The organism is Trinickia sp. Z7, assembly GCF_056498045.1.
Map to the genome: position 1 here is coordinate 102,218 of NZ_JAUEQW010000003.1, position 17,509 is coordinate 119,726.

19 protein-coding genes are annotated in these 17,509 nt (G+C 65.2%); 6 read left to right on the plus strand and 13 right to left on the minus strand.

Going from position 1 to position 17,509, the window contains the following annotated elements:
- Nucleotides 1–18 precede the first annotated feature (18 nt).
- The 3 genes from QQS38_RS06955 to QQS38_RS06965 are packed head-to-tail and all read right to left on the minus strand — an operon-like array spanning nucleotide 19 to nucleotide 2,616.
- Nucleotides 19–771 (minus strand): DUF484 family protein, encoded by a 753-nt coding sequence (locus QQS38_RS06955; RefSeq protein ID WP_479644640.1) that lies wholly within the window; start codon nucleotides 769–771, stop codon nucleotides 19–21.
- A gap of 51 nt (nucleotides 772–822) precedes the next feature.
- Nucleotides 823–1,695 carry a diaminopimelate epimerase gene (gene dapF, locus QQS38_RS06960; protein WP_479644641.1) on the minus strand — a complete coding sequence of 291 codons (873 nt, stop codon included), beginning with the start codon at nucleotides 1,693–1,695 and terminating at the stop codon, nucleotides 823–825.
- A 33-nt stretch (nucleotides 1,696–1,728) separates the two neighbouring features.
- Complete coding sequence (locus tag QQS38_RS06965) at nucleotides 1,729–2,616, minus strand: lipid A biosynthesis lauroyl acyltransferase (RefSeq protein ID WP_479644642.1); 888 nt, start codon at nucleotides 2,614–2,616, stop codon at nucleotides 1,729–1,731.
- Between the two features lie 288 nt (nucleotides 2,617–2,904).
- On the opposite strand from QQS38_RS06965, the gene metK reads away from it, so the two are divergent.
- Complete coding sequence (metK, locus tag QQS38_RS06970; RefSeq protein WP_479644643.1) at nucleotides 2,905–4,092, plus strand: methionine adenosyltransferase; 1,188 nt, start codon at nucleotides 2,905–2,907, stop codon at nucleotides 4,090–4,092.
- 223 nt (nucleotides 4,093–4,315) lie between these two features.
- Here the strand turns inward: metK and QQS38_RS06975 are convergent, their stop codons facing one another.
- The 4 genes from QQS38_RS06975 to QQS38_RS06990 all read right to left on the minus strand — a co-directional run bounded on the left by QQS38_RS06975 (nucleotide 4,316) and on the right by QQS38_RS06990 (nucleotide 6,838).
- The gene (locus tag QQS38_RS06975; RefSeq protein ID WP_479644644.1) at nucleotides 4,316–4,945 is read right to left on the minus strand and encodes a LysE family translocator; all 630 of its coding nucleotides are present in this window, start codon (nucleotides 4,943–4,945) and stop codon (nucleotides 4,316–4,318) included.
- Between the two features lie 185 nt (nucleotides 4,946–5,130).
- Complete coding sequence (locus tag QQS38_RS06980; RefSeq protein WP_479644645.1) at nucleotides 5,131–5,508, minus strand: cupin domain-containing protein; 378 nt, start codon at nucleotides 5,506–5,508, stop codon at nucleotides 5,131–5,133.
- A gap of 92 nt (nucleotides 5,509–5,600) precedes the next feature.
- Nucleotides 5,601–6,434, minus strand: a complete 834-nt coding sequence (locus QQS38_RS06985; protein ID WP_479644646.1) for a helix-turn-helix transcriptional regulator — start codon at nucleotides 6,432–6,434, stop codon at nucleotides 5,601–5,603.
- Between the two features lie 185 nt (nucleotides 6,435–6,619).
- Nucleotides 6,620–6,838 carry a hypothetical protein gene (locus QQS38_RS06990; RefSeq protein WP_479644647.1) on the minus strand — a complete coding sequence of 73 codons (219 nt, stop codon included), beginning with the start codon at nucleotides 6,836–6,838 and terminating at the stop codon, nucleotides 6,620–6,622.
- 913 nt (nucleotides 6,839–7,751) lie between these two features.
- Here QQS38_RS06990 and QQS38_RS06995 point away from each other — a divergent pair.
- On the plus strand, nucleotides 7,752–8,513 hold the full coding sequence (locus QQS38_RS06995) for a phytanoyl-CoA dioxygenase family protein (protein WP_479644648.1): 762 nt from the start codon (nucleotides 7,752–7,754) through the stop codon (nucleotides 8,511–8,513).
- Nucleotides 8,514–8,548: 35 nt separating this feature from the next.
- Here QQS38_RS06995 and QQS38_RS07000 read toward each other — a convergent pair whose 3' ends face one another.
- Nucleotides 8,549–8,755, minus strand: a complete 207-nt coding sequence (locus QQS38_RS07000) for a DUF3185 family protein (RefSeq protein WP_479644649.1) — start codon at nucleotides 8,753–8,755, stop codon at nucleotides 8,549–8,551.
- Nucleotides 8,756–8,888: 133 nt separating this feature from the next.
- Between QQS38_RS07000 and mgrA the strand changes: the two genes are divergently transcribed.
- Nucleotides 8,889–9,932, plus strand: coding sequence for an L-glyceraldehyde 3-phosphate reductase (gene mgrA, locus QQS38_RS07005; RefSeq protein WP_479644650.1), 1,044 nt, complete (start codon nucleotides 8,889–8,891; stop codon nucleotides 9,930–9,932).
- 55 nt (nucleotides 9,933–9,987) lie between these two features.
- Here mgrA and QQS38_RS07010 read toward each other — a convergent pair whose 3' ends face one another.
- Together QQS38_RS07010 and QQS38_RS07015 are read right to left on the minus strand one after the other, a co-directional pair.
- The gene (locus QQS38_RS07010; RefSeq protein WP_277427590.1) at nucleotides 9,988–10,173 is read right to left on the minus strand and encodes a hypothetical protein; all 186 of its coding nucleotides are present in this window, start codon (nucleotides 10,171–10,173) and stop codon (nucleotides 9,988–9,990) included.
- A gap of 153 nt (nucleotides 10,174–10,326) precedes the next feature.
- Complete coding sequence (locus QQS38_RS07015; RefSeq protein ID WP_479644651.1) at nucleotides 10,327–10,539, minus strand: hypothetical protein; 213 nt, start codon at nucleotides 10,537–10,539, stop codon at nucleotides 10,327–10,329.
- A gap of 359 nt (nucleotides 10,540–10,898) precedes the next feature.
- On the opposite strand from QQS38_RS07015, the gene QQS38_RS07020 reads away from it, so the two are divergent.
- On the plus strand, nucleotides 10,899–11,114 hold the full coding sequence (locus tag QQS38_RS07020; protein ID WP_479644652.1) for a hypothetical protein: 216 nt from the start codon (nucleotides 10,899–10,901) through the stop codon (nucleotides 11,112–11,114).
- A 16-nt stretch (nucleotides 11,115–11,130) separates the two neighbouring features.
- On the opposite strand, the gene QQS38_RS07025 is transcribed toward QQS38_RS07020, so the two are convergent.
- Nucleotides 11,131–11,379: a hypothetical protein gene (locus QQS38_RS07025; RefSeq protein ID WP_479644653.1), complete on the minus strand. Its 249-nt coding sequence runs from the start codon at nucleotides 11,377–11,379 to the stop codon at nucleotides 11,131–11,133.
- A gap of 114 nt (nucleotides 11,380–11,493) precedes the next feature.
- On the opposite strand from QQS38_RS07025, the gene dbpA reads away from it, so the two are divergent.
- Nucleotides 11,494–12,891 carry an ATP-dependent RNA helicase DbpA gene (dbpA, locus tag QQS38_RS07030; RefSeq protein WP_479644654.1) on the plus strand — a complete coding sequence of 466 codons (1,398 nt, stop codon included), beginning with the start codon at nucleotides 11,494–11,496 and terminating at the stop codon, nucleotides 12,889–12,891.
- Between the two features lie 44 nt (nucleotides 12,892–12,935).
- Nucleotides 12,936–13,973, plus strand: coding sequence for a serine/threonine protein kinase (locus QQS38_RS07035; protein ID WP_479644655.1), 1,038 nt, complete (start codon nucleotides 12,936–12,938; stop codon nucleotides 13,971–13,973).
- A 142-nt stretch (nucleotides 13,974–14,115) separates the two neighbouring features.
- Here QQS38_RS07035 and QQS38_RS07040 read toward each other — a convergent pair whose 3' ends face one another.
- Nucleotides 14,116–15,534 carry a coniferyl aldehyde dehydrogenase gene (locus QQS38_RS07040; protein WP_479644656.1) on the minus strand — a complete coding sequence of 473 codons (1,419 nt, stop codon included), beginning with the start codon at nucleotides 15,532–15,534 and terminating at the stop codon, nucleotides 14,116–14,118.
- 113 nt (nucleotides 15,535–15,647) lie between these two features.
- On the minus strand, nucleotides 15,648–17,354 hold the full coding sequence (locus QQS38_RS07045) for an isovaleryl-CoA dehydrogenase (protein WP_479644657.1): 1,707 nt from the start codon (nucleotides 17,352–17,354) through the stop codon (nucleotides 15,648–15,650).
- Between the last annotated feature and the right edge of the window lie 155 nt (nucleotides 17,355–17,509).

Below are 17,509 nucleotides of genomic sequence, written 5' to 3' on the forward strand. Positions count from 1 at the left end.
GTCGACACGCCGGCAGCGCTATCGCGCGAGCAGGCGGCTAAGCGCCGCGCTTGCGAGGGCGCCGATCTGCATCAGGAAATCGGTCGCCATGCCTTCGTGAAACCGGCGCGGATCGGGCGAACCCATCACTAGCAAGCCGAACGCGGGTGTCGGGGCGGCGCCCTCCGATTCGCCGGCGCGCTCGGCCAAGCCCGTCGAGTGCGGGTCGCGCAGCGCGAGCAAGGCCACCGACTGCGCGACGTTCGATTCGCCCGCGCCCGCCTCGCTGGGGGCCGCGGCGCTCGCATACTCGCCGGCGGCTAGCCATTGCGCCGCTTCGAAACCCGCATTCGCGCCGCAATAAGGCGCATCGAGCCCGTTGGCGAAGAGCCGTACTTCTTCGCCGACTTGACGGGCGAACTCGGCGTCGCGATAGGTGTCGGCCAAATCCCAGAGGCGCAGCGCCGCCTGCGGCACGTCGAACACTTCCATCAGGCCTTGCGCGACGGTACGCGGCAGTGCGTGAGCGTCGCGCTGGGCGATGACGCGGGTGGTCCAGCGGTTGAACTTCGCGGCGATGCTGTCGTTTTCATGTCCGTAGCGCAGCAGTTCGGCGAGCCGCCGTTCGAGCAGCTTGTTCTTTTCGCGCAGCATGTCCATCTGGCGCTCTTGCAGCGAGACGGCGGATTTTCCGTGAGGGTTCGCAAGGCGGACGGCCGCGAGCAGCTCGGCATGTTGCGAGAAGAATTCGGGGTTGGCGAGCAGATAGTCGGCGACGTCGCGATCGTTCATGGTGTCGGCAAAAGGGCGAGCAAAGCAAATGGGCGAAAAGGGCGTGCGTTGTCAGGATCGGTCGTCGATCTCGATCTCCCCCTCGAATACGGTGGCGGCGGGCCCGGACATCAGGAGCGGGGCGGCTTCGTCGTGCGCGCCGTTCCAAGCGATCGTCAGCGTGCCGCCGAGCGCGTGAACCGTCACGGGCGAATCGAGCAAGCCGCGGCGAATGCCTGCCGCGACGGCCGCGCATGCGCCCGTGCCGCACGCCAAGGTTTCGCCGGCCCCGCGCTCGAAGACGCGCAGCGCGATTTCCCGGCGCGAACGCACCTGCACGAAGCCGACGTTGACGCGCTGCGCAAAGCGCGCGTGATGCTCGATTTTGGGCCCGACCTGCGCGACCGGATAGGCGCGGACATCGTCGACGATTTGCACGGCGTGAGGATTGCCCATCGATACGACCGAGATCCAATGCGTGTCGCCGTCGATGTCCAATGGCCAAACGGTATCGGCGCCCTCGCGGCGCCCGCTCAAGCCTGACGCATCGAACGGCACGCGCGCCGGCTCGAAGATCGGCCGGCCCATGTCCACGACGACTTCTCCGTTCTCCTGCATCGTCAGCGTGATGAGGCCGCCTTGCACTTGCACGCGCACGCTGCGCTTGTCGGTGAGGCCGGTGTCGCGCACGAACTTGACGAAGCAGCGTGCGCCGTTGCCGCAGTGCTCGACCTCGCCGCCGTCGCAATTGAAAATGCGGTATTTGAAATCGGCGCCTTCGACCGTGGGCCGCTCGACGAGCAGCAACTGATCGGCCCCGATGCCGAAATGCCGATCGGCGAGCGCGCGCACTTGGGCGCTCGTCAGGGCGAGCGGCCGGCTATAGCCGTCGAGCACGACGAAGTCGTTGCCCGCGCCATGCATCTTGGTGAACTTGAGCTTCATGATCCGGCTATTGTACGGGACGCGGCCCGTCCCCTATTCGTAGACGCTCGGCATGCCCGGCGGCCGCGTTTTGAATCGCTTGTGCACCCAGTAATACTGTTCGGGGATAAGCGGGATTTGTTCTTCGAGGAATGCGTTCATGCGGCGGGCGTCGGCGTCGTCGTCGCCCGTGGGGTAGTTGTCCCAAGGTTTGAAGACTTTGAGCCGATAACCCTTATAGTTCGGTAGCACTTCGCCGATGAAAGGCAGCACTTGCGCGTGCCCGACCTGCGCGAAGCGGCCGACCGCGGTCAGCGTGCAGGCCGGCACGCCGAAGAACGGCACGAAGGTCGAATTGCGAGCGCCGTAGTCCATGTCGGCGCCGAGCATCACGGGCTTGCGCTCGCGCAGCCAGCGCAGCACGACGCGGGCGCTGTCGGCGCGGCTCGCCATATCGGCGCCGAAGCGGCCGCGCGCGGTCTTTGCGATCTCGTCCAGCTCGGGGTTGGACATGGGCTGATAAAGCGCGGCGCACTGACGTTGCAGCGCGACGTTGATGAAGACCGAGCCCGCTTCGATGCCCACGAAGTGAAAGCCGAGCAGCAAGGTGGGCGGCATGTCGGGATCGGTCAAATCGACTTCGCTGTCGACCTGCACGAGCTTCTTGAGCTTTTCGAGCGAGCCGAACCACTGCACGCTGCGCTCGACGTAGCTGCGGATCGCGTGCCGAAAATGCTTCTGCGCGATGTCGTCGCGCTTTTGCTGGCTCCAGTCGGGAAAGCACAGCGCGAGATTCGTGTGAACGATCCGGCGGCGCTTGCTCGGGAATTGATAAAGCAGCCAGCCGAGGCCATCGCCCAAGCGAGCGACGAAACCGTACGGCAAAATCGCGAGAAATTTGAGCAGGCCGATGGCAAGCTTCGTGCCGAGTCGCGTCAACATGCTCGGGCCTCCGACGGCCGAGCGCATGGAGGCGGCAACGCTTGCGCCGAGCGCGCGAGCGGCGCGCAATTGGACGAATAGACGGAAAGAGGCACGGCAATTCGCTCTGTGACAATCTGAAGAAGCCGCTATAATAAGGGCTTCGCCGAGTTAATAGACAACTTGCGGGGCGAAGCCGCCGGGCGCCAGCAGCGTCCAGTGCGTCAGGAAATCCGCTAAAGCGTCGCCGCTTCAGGCTCCCGAAGCTGGCTACGTGAACTCAAACACCGTAACCAAGGAGTCTGCAACGTGGCAAACGACTATCTCTTCACGTCCGAATCCGTTTCCGAAGGCCATCCGGACAAGGTTGCCGACCAAATCTCGGACGCCATCCTCGACGCCATCCTCACGCAGGACAAGTACTCTCGCGTTGCCGCCGAAACGCTGTGCAACACGGGTCTCGTCGTTCTGGCGGGCGAAATCACGACGACGGCGAACGTCGACTACATCCAAGTCGCGCGCGATACGATCAAGCGCATCGGCTACGACAACACCGATTACGGCATCGACTACCGCGGCTGCGCGGTGCTCGTCGCGTACGACAAGCAATCGCCCGATATCGCGCAGGGTGTGGATCGCGCGCACGACAACAACCTCGATCAAGGCGCGGGCGACCAAGGCTTGATGTTCGGTTACGCCTGCGACGAAACGCCCGAGCTCATGCCGCTGCCGATTCACCTGTCGCATCGGCTGGTCGAGCGCCAAGCGTGCTTGCGCCGCGATGGGCGTTTGCCTTGGCTGCGTCCCGATGCGAAATCGCAGGTGACGGTGCGCTACGTCGATGGTAAGCCGCATGCGATCGACACGGTCGTGCTCTCGACGCAGCATTCGCCCGAGGTCGAGCTGGCGACGTTGCGCGAAGCCGTGATCGAAGAAGTCATCAAACCGACGTTGCCCGCCGATCTGATCAAGGGCGACATCAAGTTCCTCGTCAACCCGACCGGCCGTTTCGTCATTGGCGGCCCGCAGGGCGACTGCGGCTTGACCGGCCGCAAGATCATCGTCGATACGTATGGCGGCGCGGCCCCGCACGGCGGTGGCGCGTTCTCGGGCAAAGACCCTTCGAAGGTGGACCGTTCGGCCGCCTACGCCGGGCGCTATGTCGCGAAGAACATCGTGGCGGCGGGGCTCGCCTCGCGCTGCTTGATCCAAGTGTCGTATGCCATCGGCGTGGCCCAGCCCACCTCGGTCATGGTCAATACGTTCGGCACGGGCCGCGTGTCGGATTCGACGATTACCGCGCTGGTGCGCGAGCATTTCGATCTGCGTCCGAAGGGCATCATTCAGATGCTCGACTTGCTGCGCCCCGTGTACGAGAAGACGGCCGCGTACGGCCACTTCGGCCGAGAAGAGCCGGAATTCTCGTGGGAAGCGACCGACAAGGCGCTTGCGCTCGCAGAGGCGGCCGGTACCGAGCCGGTCGCGGAAGTGGCGTAACGAGCGGCCGCGCCATGCGGCGCGGTATGCGATAGCGGCCGTGATGGCCGTAGCGATAAAAAACCCTGGCTGAGCCGGGGTTTTTTTGTGCGCTGAGCGACGATTCACGGCTCGTCTAAATCGCCGCCTCGCGTATTCGCCGGCCGCTGCCGGTCATTTCATTCAATCGATACACGCCTGCGCTAGGCGTGTGCGGCAGAGTACGCACGATGAGCGGGCGGCGTTACGCCGCATGTCGCCGATAGAGCGCGAGCGACCCGGCTAGCGCGACGAGCATCGCGCCGCAGATGCGTTCGAGCCAGCGCGCGCCCGCTTGCTTGAGCAAACGGATCGCCCGCGCGCCGAATAACGCGTAGCCGAACATGATCGACAAATCGAGCAGGGCAAAAGTGACGGCCAGCGCGGCGTACTGCGACGCGAGCGGCTGCGTGGGCGCGATGAACTGAGGCAAGAAGGCAGAAAAGAACAGGTAGCCCTTCGGATTGGTCACCGCCGTCAGAAAGCTTTTCAGGAAGATCGAGCGGTTGCTGTCGGCACTCGTGGCGCCATGATCGGCGGCGTCGAATGTGCCCTTGGACATCAACAGGCGGATACCCACGTAGGCGAGATAGGCGGCGCCCACCCACTTCACTACGGTGAACCAGAACACGGATGCGGCCAGCAACGCTCCGAGGCCGAGCGCTACGGCGAAGATGAGCACGAAGTCGGATGCGACGGCCCCCGCGAATCCGTAGGCGGCGCGCTTTACGCCGTAGCGCGAGCCGTTGGTGAGGGCGAGCAGTACGGTCGGTCCCGGCGTGGCGATGCCGACGAACGAGACCGCAGCGAACAGCAGCAACGTGGTGTCATGCATGACGATTGTCCTCGTTTCGATCGGCGTATCGAGCCGAGTATATCGAACGTCGGCGCCATGAGACGAGTGGGCAGTTTCGTAGGGAGCGCTCTGCCGCCCGGCAGCAAGGACGGCGTCATCGCCAACGGCGTGGCCTCTGCGAATGTCGCGCGGGTGCTGTGTTCGCGACCCCGCGCCCCGCTGCATCAAGCATCGCCAGTCGGCACGATCGCCTCGCCTTCCACCATCAAAATGATCGTTTTCTCGGGTGCCCGCGGCCGGTGCCGGACACCTTTGGGTACGACGAACGCTTGCCCCGCGTTCAATTCGACGGTGCGTTCCTCGAGGTCGATCAAGAATCGTCCTTGCACGACATAGAAGAATTCATCGAGATCATCGTGCTTATGCCAGTGATATTCCCCTTGCACGACGCCGAGCCTAACCACCGATTCGTTCACGCGGCATAGCGTTTGATTGAACCACGGATGGTTGTTGCCGGCGGCGATCGCGGCAATATCGATCAATTCGCCCGGCCCGTGCAGCACATCGAGGCGGGTCGAGTAGGGATAGGATTCGGCGTTCATTTCGGTCTCCTGAAGTCGCGCATCGGAATGCAACGACACTGTAGGACCGAGACGGCGATCGATCTTGTACGCAAGCGGCGATCGTTGGGACGCTAGCGATGTGTTCGCTTCGCGGTGCGATAAGCGCCCGGCGTCACGCCGAGCTTGCGGCGGAACATGCGCGTGAAATGGCTTTGATCGGTAAAGCCCGCTGCTTCGGCAATATGCGCGAGCGGTTCGTCGGTGTGCGCGAGCTTGTCGGCGGCGAATTCGAGCCGCAAGTCGCGTACATAGTCGCCGACGGTGCAGCCCACGCGCTTGCGAAACTCGCGCGCGAGATGGTCGGCGCTGACGTGAACTTCCGAGGCGATGTATTCGAGCGATAACGGCGCGGGAAAACGCTCTCGCAGCAGCGCTTCGGCGCGAGCGAGCCAACGGCGAGGCGAGTCCGCGCGAGGCGCAGCCGCGCCCGATTCGCAGCGCTCGCAGGCCGCGACGAGTTCGAGCACGAGACCTTCGACGGCGAGCGGCGTGGCGCTATCCTGATGCGCGATTTCGAGCGCGAGACGCCGCATGAGCGATACGGGCGCCCCACGCGCGAAATCGCCGGGACGATGCAGCGCGCGTGTTCGCCTGCCCAGCCTTTCGAGCCAAGTCGACGCAAACTCGAGGTGCAACACGCGGCCGCCCGCACCGTGCCAGCAGTTCGCGTGCGGCAGGCCCGCCGGGAAGAAGGTGAGTGACATCGGCGCGTCGTCGCCGGCGCGCGTGGCCCACGACCGCGTCCCTCGCCCAGCGAGTACGTAGCAGAAGAATGCGTTGACGTGCTCGTGCTCGGGAATGATCAGATCTTCGGCGAAGCGCGTTTCCACCAGGGACAAACCTTCGCCGCCATAGTGTTCGATGGTCTCGCCGAAGTAATCGCCGGGCTCGAGGATTCTGAGCATGCTGCCGCTTCCGCTTGGGGGTCGGTCGATTCTACACGGCGGTTTTGCGCCGCGCACGCCAGCCCGGCACGCGCAGCTTGCCACGCACGCGGGTGCGCGAGGCGCTACGCGCGGCTGCCTCGGCGCGCAAACGCTATGCCAGCCGCTAGCCGTCGGCGCGGCCCGGCATGCCTTCAGCGCGAGCTTCAATCCCAGCAGTTGCGAAAGGCGACGGCGGCGATCACGGGGACGCAAAGCACCAGCGGAATGGCGAAGTACGGGACTTCGAGGTCGGTGGTCCAGCTATAGACGAGCCAGCCGACCCCAGCCGCGAGGGTCGCCACGCCGACGAGCGCCGTCAGCACATTGAGCGTACGCTTGGACGGCGTTTTGCGCCTGTGCGGTTCGGGAGTGGGCGTATTCATTACGACATCCTGGCCGCTGGGCCAAGCCATTCGATGTAGACCACTCGATTTTACGCCAGCGCGATGGCGCAAGGCCGGCGCACCCCAGCACTCGAGAGCAAACTGCAAAGGCGCTCGGAAAAGAGGGGCGGTGGGCCAGCGGCTAGGGTGGCGCAGCAACCTAGGGCGCTGCAACTAGGCCGGCCCAGCAACCACGGTGCGGCAACTGGTGCACGGCAACGAACTGCTGGCCTAGCGCACAGCGCCTAACGGCTGGCGAACCCGAACCAGCCGGCGCTGCCTGCGAGCCGACGTGGCCTGCGATTGCCGCCGGCGGTTGCCGAGCGTTTGGCCGGCGCGACCGCCGACCGGCGGATCGTCGCACGCCGCAGCAACCGGCGCAGTAGCAGACGGCGCGCCCGCGTGCCGGTGCGCAATGCCGAAAGAACGGCGCGAAGCCAGGCGCGCAGCAGGCCGTGCGTCCCGCCGGCCGAAGGTTGTGCGTGCGCGGGGTGCTGCGAAAGCGCGCGCGTGCGCACTGCGTGGTGCCGTAACGCGGGCATCGGCGCGCGGCGGATCGGCCGCGCCGGACTGAGCGTCATACGGTTGTGACGGGAAGCGAGACGTTTATGCATGGCGAACAAGAAAGCGTGGTGCTGCCTCACACGGAGGACGAGACTGCCGCGTTGATGCAGCAATCGTGCCTGACATGCGCGGCGACAACGAATTTCGGGGGGGCGTGAATGGCGCGCTGCGCGATATGGGGTCGCAAGCGGCCGACAATGGCGATCGACATGCGAGGCAGACTACACGCGAATCGTGACGCGTGTAAGTCGTGCAGACCCGCCCTTGCCCGGTGCAGCGACGCACCGCTCGCGCCCGCCGTAAAATAAAACGTTTCCGCTACGGGCGGCCCTTCAGCAAGGAAGGTTTCATGTCAGCGCAATCGAAAAAAGAACAAGTGCAAGTCCTGCGCGAGCGCGGCTTCGTGCTCGTCAAAGGACTTCTGGCGCCGCAGCGGTGTGCGGCGATCAAAGCGGTGGCCGAGCGCCAACTGGCCGAAGCGGCGCAACCGTTGGAGTACGAAGCGGACTTGCGCTATCCGGGCGCGCCCGAGTCCAAGCATTCGCCCGGCGGCCATACGGTGCGTCGCTTGCTCGATGCTTATGCGCGCGACGCGCTCTTTCGGCAATGGGCGACGGCGCCGGAAATCAAAGGCTGGATGGAGTTGTATTTCGGTGAGGCGCCGCGCCTCTCGCGCGCCCACCATAACTGCATGATGACCAAGCACCCCACTTACGGAAGCTTGACCGGGTGGCATCGCGACGCCCGCTACTGGTCGTTCGAGCGTGACGATTTGGTCTCGACCTGGCTCGCGCTCGGCACGGAGACGGTCGAGAACGGCGGGCTCTGGTTCGTCCCCGATTCGCATGCAATGACTTTCACCTCCGAACGGTTCGATGCGCAGAAGTTTTTTCGCGGGGATCTGCCGGAAAACGAAGCATTGATTCGTACGGCGGTATCGCCGGAACTCGAGGCGGGCGACGTCGTCTTTTTCCACTGCAACACGCTGCACTCGGCAGGACAAAACCGCAGCGACCAGGTGAAGTTCTCGCTCGTGTGCACCTATCATGGCGCGAGCAACCTACCGCTGCCGGGTACGCGCTCGGCCTCCAAGCCCGAAGTCGCTCTATGAACGACGTGGCCCGGCATGGCCGTTCGCTGCCGGGTTCAGCGCTTGCCGAAAGAGACGGTCAAGCCGACGATGCCCGCGAGCGTTGCGACCGCGCCACCTGCGATGAGCCATATCGTCTTGTTGGTGGGCGCGCCGGTGAAGGTGCGCGAGAGGTCGTTCGCGAACGAGTGGTACGACTGGCCGCCAAAATACAGGAGCACTACGCCACCCGCAATCAACGCTATGGAAATCGCTTTGATCATGTCGGTCTCAATGATGGTTCGAGCAGGCGGCAGTGTATGAAACTTGCCGCACGCATGTCTATCGATTCGCATCGATCGCCGCCGCGCGCGAACTCGCGCGGCGGCTTCTTCCACGGTTTCATCGAGGACTCCCATGGTTTATGACGCTGCTACCGCCCGCTACTCGGACATGCAATACCGCACTTGCGGCCGCTCGGGCCTCAAGCTGCCCGCGCTCTCCCTCGGCTTATGGCACAACTTCGGCGATACGACACCGTTGTCGACGCAGCGCGACATGCTGCGCACGGCCTTCGATCTCGGCATCACCCACTTCGATTTGGCCAACAACTACGGGCCGCCTTACGGCAGCGCGGAGACGAACTTCGGCCGGCTGTTCAAGGACGATTTTCGGCCGTACCGCGACGAGCTTTTGATCTCGACCAAAGCCGGCTGGGACATGTGGCCCGGACCCTACGGCCAGGGCGGCGGTTCGCGCAAATACGTCTTGGCGAGCCTCGATCAAAGCCTTGCGCGGATGGGTCTCGATTACGTCGACATCTTTTACTCGCATCGGTTCGACGCCGACACGCCGCTCGAAGAAACCGCCGCTGCGCTCGCGAGCGCCGTGCATCAAGGCAAGGCGCTCTATATCGGCATTTCCTCGTACTCGGCAGCCAAGACGCGGGAAATGACGTCGCTGCTGCGCGAGCACAAGGTGCCGCTGCTTATCCATCAGCCGTCCTACAACATGCTCAATCGCTGGATCGAGCACGAGTTGCTCGACGCGCTCGACGAAGTGGGGGCCGGGTGCATCGCGTTCACGCCGCTCGCGCAAGGACTGTTGACCTCGAAGTACCTGCATGGCGTGCCGGCCGACGCGCGCATCAATAAACCCGGCGGCGGCTCCCTTCAGCAAAGCCACCTCAGTGCGGAAAACATCGACCACGTGCGCAAGCTCAACGCGATTGCCGAACGGCGCGGTCAAAGCCTTGCACAGATGGCGCTCGCATGGACCTTGCGCGACGCCCGTGTGAGCTCGGCGCTGATCGGCGCGAGCCGCCCCGAGCAAGTGCGCGAAAACGTCGGGGCGTTGTCGAACCTCGCGTTCTCGCAGGAAGAGATTGCCGAAATCGATCGCTATGCGACGGAGGGCGGCATCAATCTGTGGGAAAAGCCCTCTACCGATCAGCGGGTATAAGCGAAAAGGCTTGGCGGTGCGCTGGGCGAACGTGTCGGCGAGGTTCGCCCCGGCCCTACATCAGCGCGGGCAACCCTTCGACGAGCACAACGGCGAAGCCCACGCCGATCAGCGCGCCCAGCACGCGCAAGACGTTGTGCAGCGAACGGGAGGACGTCGGCAGCGCCCCCAGAAACAGCGCACCCGCGAGCGCCATCGGAATGATCAAGATGAAGTCGCTGATCGTGAAGGATGTCGGCATGCTCGTCCCCTCCCTGTTTTCTCTGTGGCGCCACGCCGCAGGCGTGTGTACGCATTGATCGAGTATAGGAGACATTGCAGCGTTTGCTGCAGGCCTGCTGCCCGCCGGCGCAAGGGCTTGGATGGCGCGGGGCGGCCTATGCGCATTGCTCCGTCATTGTGGCGGCGCCGGCGCCGGTGCGGGCTGGGGCGCGGCGGGCTGCGACGAGTGATAGGCCGTCGTCGCCGTCGGCTTGACGTCGTCCAGCCCCTGTTGCGCGCAAGCGCCGAGCGCAAGCGCGGCACTGACTAGGCCAAGCGCGCGAAACCACGCGCCGTGCCCGGCCGCTAGCCGATACGGCGCGCTGCATTGCGAGGATCGATTCATCTTGGGTTCTCCCTGTCTCCCTGCTAACGCACCGAATCGCTTGGTGCGGGAGGCGGCATGCCATCAGTGCGCCGCCGCGATTCGCGCCCGCATGCTGCGCCGCGCAATAGACGCTCGCCCGGGTCGCGCTATGCTTGGACTATAGCGCTCGTCTGCGATGCGCGCCGCGCCTTCTCGCGGAGACGCAACGGCGGCGCAGCCGCACGCCGCGAGCGCAGCGGTTCGCCATCTAGCTAGTCAGTTTGCTGTAAGGATGATCGGGAGAAATAGAACCCAATAGACCATCAGTTTCGGCTTTTCTCGATGGCCCGTTCCGTGAACAATCGAGTCATCGTTTAAATACCCCGAGGGGATACATCATGCAAGTCGGTTCAATCGTCAGGTCGGTGCATATGGCCGTGCCCTCGGGTGCGCGCGGCATCGTCATGCGCATACTCGGCGATATGGCGATGGTCGTTTGGTTTGCCGGCGAGCCCGGCTCGTCGCTGCAACTGAACACCGAGCCGTTCTTTCTCGAGGATTTGATCGACACGGGCGAGCTCGTCGCACGCCCGGCCGGTTCGCTCGTGCATTGACCTCTAGCGTCGGGGGCTACGGCGGCGCCATGGCTGCACCGCGCACGGCCCAGGCGCGACGGCGCTCGCTCGGGCTGCCTCGTCCCATCCCACCTTCATGAGTTGTCTGGTACCGGCACGGTAAGCCGCCGTGCTCGCCGCTCGTGCTCGCAGCGTACAATTCGTCGTTCACCGATCCGCGGTGCTCGATGCAGTGCTCGAGCGCCTGCATGACCGTCAAGCGCATCCTCCGGCAAGCGATGAAGCCGTCCTGCCATGCTGGCAAGGCGCGTTTCGTTTCAAACTCGGGGCGTCGACGAGGGCGCACGCTCGCCCACGGCCCGCCATCGATCTTCCGTCGTGCCGCAGCGCGGATGGGGCTTAGCTTAACGACCACGACATGACACAAACACCGACCGTCACGCCCTTCAGCACGCTCGCGCTTGCGCCCGCCGTGCTCGCCAACCTCGAGCGGCTGGGCTATGCCGCCATGACGCCGATCCAGGCGGCCAGCTTGCCCGTCGCGCTAGCGGGCCACGACCTGATCGCGCAGGCGAAGACCGGAAGCGGGAAGACAGCGGCATTCTCGCTCGCGTTGCTCGCGCGACTCGACGTTCGTCGCGTGCAAGTGCAGGCCATGGTGCTGTGCCCCACCCGAGAGCTCGCCGACCAAGTGACGCAGGAAATTCGCCGCCTCGCGCGCGCCGAGGAGAACGTCAAGGTGCTGACGCTGTGCGGCGGCACGCCGATGGCGCCGCAGAGCGCGAGCCTCGAACACGGCGCGCATATCGTGGTGGGCACGCCCGGGCGCATCATGGATCATCTCGAGCGCGGCAGCCTCGCCCTCGATGCGCTCAATACGCTCGTGCTCGACGAAGCGGACAGAATGCTCGATATGGGCTTTTACGACGACATCGCGACGGTGGCGAGCCAGAGCCCGAAGGAGCGGCAAACGTTGTTGTTTTCCGCGACATACCCCGAAGGTATCGCCAAACTGAGCCAGCGGTTTTTGCGCAATCCGAAAGAAGTGCGGCTCGAAGCGCATCACGACGAGCGCAAGATTCGCCAGCGCTTCTATGAAGTGAAGGAAGACGAACGGCTGCACGCGGTCGGGATGTTGCTCAATCACTATCGCCCCGTGAGCACGCTCGCATTTTGCAACACGAAACAGCAATGCCGCGACCTGCTCGATGTGCTGCGCGCGCAAGGGTTTCATGCGCTGGCGTTGCACGGCGAGCTCGATCAGCGTGAGCGCGATCAGGTGCTGATCCAGTTCGCCAACCGCAGTTGTTCCGTGCTCGTGGCGACCGACGTCGCAGCGCGCGGCCTCGACTTCGCACAGCTCGAAGCGGTGATCAACGTCGACGTGACCCCGGACCCCGAGGTCCATGTGCATCGGATCGGCCGCACGGGCCGAGCGGATCAGGAGGGTTGGGCGCTGAGCCTCGCGAGCATGAACGAGATGGGGCGCGTTGGAAACATCGAGCAGGCGCAGCAGCGCGAGTTCGAATGGCACCCGCTCGCCGAGCTTCAGCGAGCAGATGGCGAACCGTTGTTGCCGCCGATGGCAACCCTGCAAATTCTCGGCGGGCGCAAAGAGAAGATTCGCCCCGGCGACGTGCTGGGTGCGCTGACCGGCGAAGCGGGCTTTAGCGGCGCGCAGATCGGCAAGATCAACGTGACCGACTATTCGACGTACGTGGCCGTCGAGCGAAGCATCGCACGCGATGCAGTGCGCAGGCTCGGCGCCGGCAAGGTGAAAGGCAAGAAGGTGAAAGTCCGTTTGATGGACGAATAGGGCGACAAAATCACGGTTCGCCGCCGATGCGGCACAATGCGGGCATGAACGATCCGCATTCTCCCGATTCCTCCGACGTGCGTGGCGCAAGCGCCGCGCACCCTTTTACGCGGCTCACCCCGGAGTGCGTGCTCGACGCCATCGATAGCGTACTGGCTCGAACCGGCGTGCGTACCGACGGGCGGCTGCTGTCGCTGAACAGCTACGAGAACCGCGTCTATCAAGTCGGCGTCGAGGACGGCCCGCCTGTCGTCGCGAAGTTCTATCGGCCGCAGCGTTGGTCCGACGAAGCGATTCTCGAAGAGCACGCGTTCGTCGCCGAACTCGTCGAAGCGGAAATTCCCGCGGTGCCGGCACGATCGATCGACGGCGCGACCTTGCATACGTTCGACGATTTTCGGTTCGCGGTGTTCGAGCGGCGCGGCGGGCGCGCGCCCGAACTCGACCGGCCCGATACGCTCGAATGGATGGGCCGGTTCATCGGCCGCATTCACGCGATCGGCAAGTGCAAGCCCTACGTGTCGCGGCCGACGCTCGATATTGCCAGCTTCGGCTACGAGCCGCGCGATTTCCTGCTCTCGCACGATTTCTTGCCGCCGGAACTGCGTGCTTCCTACGAGGCGGCGGTGACGCTTGCTTTGGAGGCCGTCGAGCGCGCCTTCGAGGCGGCCGGCGACGTCGCGCACCTGAGGCTGCACGGCGATTGCCACGCGAGCAACGTCCTGTGGACCGACGCAGGCCCGCACTTCGTCGACTTCGACGACAGCCGCATGGGCCCTGCGATTCAGGATTTATGGCTGCTGCTGCCGGGCGGACGGGCCGATGCTTCGCGCGCACTGACCGACTTGCTCGCGGGCTACGAAGATTTTTGCGAGTTCGAGCCGCGCGAACTGCATTTGATCGAAGCGCTGCGCACGCTGCGGCTGATCCACTACGCTGCATGGCTTGCGCGGCGATGGGACGATCCGGCGTTTCCGGCCGCGTTTCCCTGGTTCAATACCCAGCGCTACTGGGAAGCGCGCGTGCTGGAATTGCGCGAGCAAATCGGCGCGATGCTCGAGGGGCCGCTGTGGCCTGTATGACCCTGATGACCTCCATGACTCGTGTGATCGAGGTGGCTCGGATCACCCGTGGGACTCATTCTGCCCGCGCAACGCCTGCGCCCCGCGCAATGCAGCGTGGATCCGCGCGCGTGCGGCGGCCCGCTTCGCACCGCCGCCTCGCCTAAACCTTGAACATCAGCCGCATGACGGCATGAAAGCGCCGCCCGTATGGCGGCAGCAGCAGCGCGCGTGCGTTCAGGCGCGGCTGCACGAGCACGGGCTTCATTTGCGAGAACGTCTTGAAGCCGTCGTATCCGTGATATGCGCCCATGCCGCTCGCGCCGACGCCGCCGAATGGGAGCCCCTCGCAGGCGATGTGCAACAACGTCTCGTTGATGCATACGCCGCCCGAGACGGTTTCGCGCAGCACGCGTTCGACGCCGGTTCGCTCGTCCTCGAATAGATACAGGGCGAGCGGCCGAGGCCGCGCGTTGACGTAGCGGATCGCTTCATCGAGCGTGTCGTAAGGCACGAGCGGTAGCAGCGGGCCGAAGATCTCTTCGCGCATCAATGCGCACGTATCGGGCGCTTGGGTGACCACGCACGGCGGGAACAGCCTGCGCGTTGCGTCCGGTTGCGCATCCGTCAACGGATGCAGGACCGCGCCGGCCGCCACGGCTTCGTCTGCGAGTCGTTGCAGCCGCGCGAAATGGCGCTCGGAAACGATGCTCGTGTAGTCTCGATTGGCGGCGAAGCCGGGGTAGAGCCGAGCGACGCGCGAGCGTGCACGTTCGATGAACGCTTGCTCCGAGCCGCGCGGCACGAGCACGTAATCGGGCGCAATGCAGGTCTGGCCCGCGTTGAGCGTCTTGCCCGCGACGATGCTGTCGACCGCGGCGCAAAGCCGCCCGTGCGGTCCGACGATCGCGGGCGATTTGCCGCCCAGCTCGAGCGTGACGGGCGTCAAATTGGCGGCTGCCGCAAGCATGACGTCGCGGCCGACCGCGGTCGATCCGGTGAAGATCAGATGGTCGAAGGGCAACGCACAGAAGGCGGCGCCCACCGAGGCATGGCCGGTCACGACGGTCACGTGTTCGCGTGCGAACGTGCGCCCGACGCATTGCCGGAATAGTTCGGCCGTGCGTGGCGTGAGTTCCGACATCTTGATCATGGCGCGATTGCCCGCCGCCAGCGCGCAGATCAGCGGACCCACCGCGAGCAAGAGCGGATAGTTCCACGGCGCGACGATGCCGACCACGCCGAGCGGCTGGGCGATGACCTTCGCCGCGGCGGGCCGCAGCCAGATGCCGGTGGCGCGCCGCTGCGGCTTCATCCAACGCTTGCCGTGCTTGAGCGCCGAGTCGATTTCGCTCTTGGCGAGCCACAGTTCGGAAAGCAGCAATTCGGCTTTCGAGCGCTGGCCGAAGTCGGCCTCGAGCGCGGCGGCGAAGGCGTCGACGTTCTCGAGCAGCATGGCGCGCAGCGCGCGCAAATGCGTGGCCCGCGTCTCCCACGATGGGTAGGGCTCGCGCGCATACGCCTCGCGCTGCGCCTGCAGCAAGGCCGTGAGCGTCGTATCGGCGGGCAAGTCGTTCTTCATTCGGTTATCTCCGGTATGCAATGGGAGGCTTGCGGCCCAGGCGCTCGCACCGTGCGGTGTCCGAAGCCGCGTCTTTCAGCGATCGCGGCTGCGGCTCGTGCGGCCATCGGCCTTCAGGCGCCGAACGCATGCTCGACGATCGCGCCGTGATCGAAAGCGGCGGGCAACGTTCCATAGACACGTCCACAGGCGAGGCCTGCGTCGATGGCGGCCAGTCTCGTCGCGGCGAACGCCTGCGCGTGCTGTGCCGGCGACGTGCGCAAGAGCAGCGCCGCCTGGGCGCACAAAACGAGTTGTTGCGCCAGCGTGCGGGCAGCCGCTTCGCGCCGCTCGGCAGGCGAGCCGAGCGTGGCTTCGAGCGCATCGAGCGCGCGAGCAAGCGCGCTCGCCTCGTGCGCGTCGGCGCGCCAGTCGGCGATCAGCGCATGCGCGGCTTGGGGATCGCGTTCGAGCGCGCGCAACACATCGAGACACATGACATTGCCCGACCCTTCCCAGATGGAATTGACGGGCGCCTCGCGGTAGAAGCGCGCCATCGGCCCTTCTTCGACGTAGCCATTGCCGCCCCACACTTCCATGGCTTCGCCCGTGAATTCGAGCGCGCGCTTGCAGACCCAGAACTTCGCCGCCGGGGTCATGATGCGGCGCCACGCCCGTTCGAGATCCGACTCCGCGGCGCCGGCCCGCGCGGCGGTCAGATGGGCGTCGAATGCGCGCGCGAGCCGCATGAAGAGCACCGTGGCCGCTTCGCTTTCCAGCGACAGGTCGGCGAGCACGTTGCGCATCAGCGGCTGATCGACGAGCTTGCGGGAGAACGCAACGCGATGGCGCGCGTGATGGATCGCTTGCACGAGCGCCGCGCGCATCAGCGCCGCGCTGCCGATCACGCAATCGAGCCGGGTGTAGTTCGCCATCTCGATGATGGTCGGCACCCCGCGTCCCTCGTCGCCCACCATGATGCCGTAGGCGTCGACGAATTCCACTTCGCCGCTGGCGTTGGAGCGATTGCCGAGCTTGTCCTTCAAGCGTTGAATACGGACGGCGTTGCGTGCGCCCTCAGGCGTGAAGCGCGGCACGTAGAAGCATGAAAGCGGCGCGCCGGCATGCGTGCGGGCGAGCACGAGATGCGCATCGCACTGTGGGGCGGAGAAGAACCATTTGTGGCCCAGCAGACGGTACGCGCCTGCGCGTCCCGTCGTGCTCCCCGTCGCCGCCGCGCGCGTTTGGTTCGTGCGCACGTCCGAGCCGCCTTGCTTCTCGGTCATGCCCATGCCGATCATCATCGAGCGCTTGAGCGGGAGCGGCGCGTCGCTCGCGTCGTGTTCGCGCGCATAGAGCTTGTCGGCGAGCTGGGCGAACAGCGCCGGCTCGCGTTGCAATACGGGGATGCTCGCGAACGTCATCGTCAACGGGCACAACGAGCCCGATTCGAGTTGCCCATGCAGGAAATAGCCGGCGCAGCGCGCCGCCATCGCCCCCTCGCGAGGCGTATCGAAGGGCAGGGCATGCAGACCTTCCTGTCGCAGCGATGCGATCAATCGATGCCAACTCGGATGAAACTCGAGCGCGTCGATCCGCTCGCCGCGCGGGTTGAAGGTGAAAAGCTCGGGGGCGTGACGGTTCGCCGATGCGGCGAGCGCGAGCGCCTCGGGCGTGCCGAGCGCGGCGCCGTCGCGCGCGAGCGCTTGCGCATGCCAACCGGCGCCGTCGCGTTCGACCGCGGCCATGAGCGTCGCATCGCATTCGAACAGGTTGTAGTTTTCGAGCGGCGGCACCTGATTCGTGACCTCATGTGTAGCCGGTGGGGCGTGCGGTTCCATGGCGGGCGTCTCCTGTGATCGGGCCGCAGGGGAGAAATTTTTCGGCGGTGCGTTCGAAGTCTCGCGCGTCGGCCGTGCGCAGCGGGGCGGGGGGCTCGGGACGGCCGTTTGATCCAGGCGCGCACAGGCAGCGCGCGGGTGTGCGCTTGACTCAA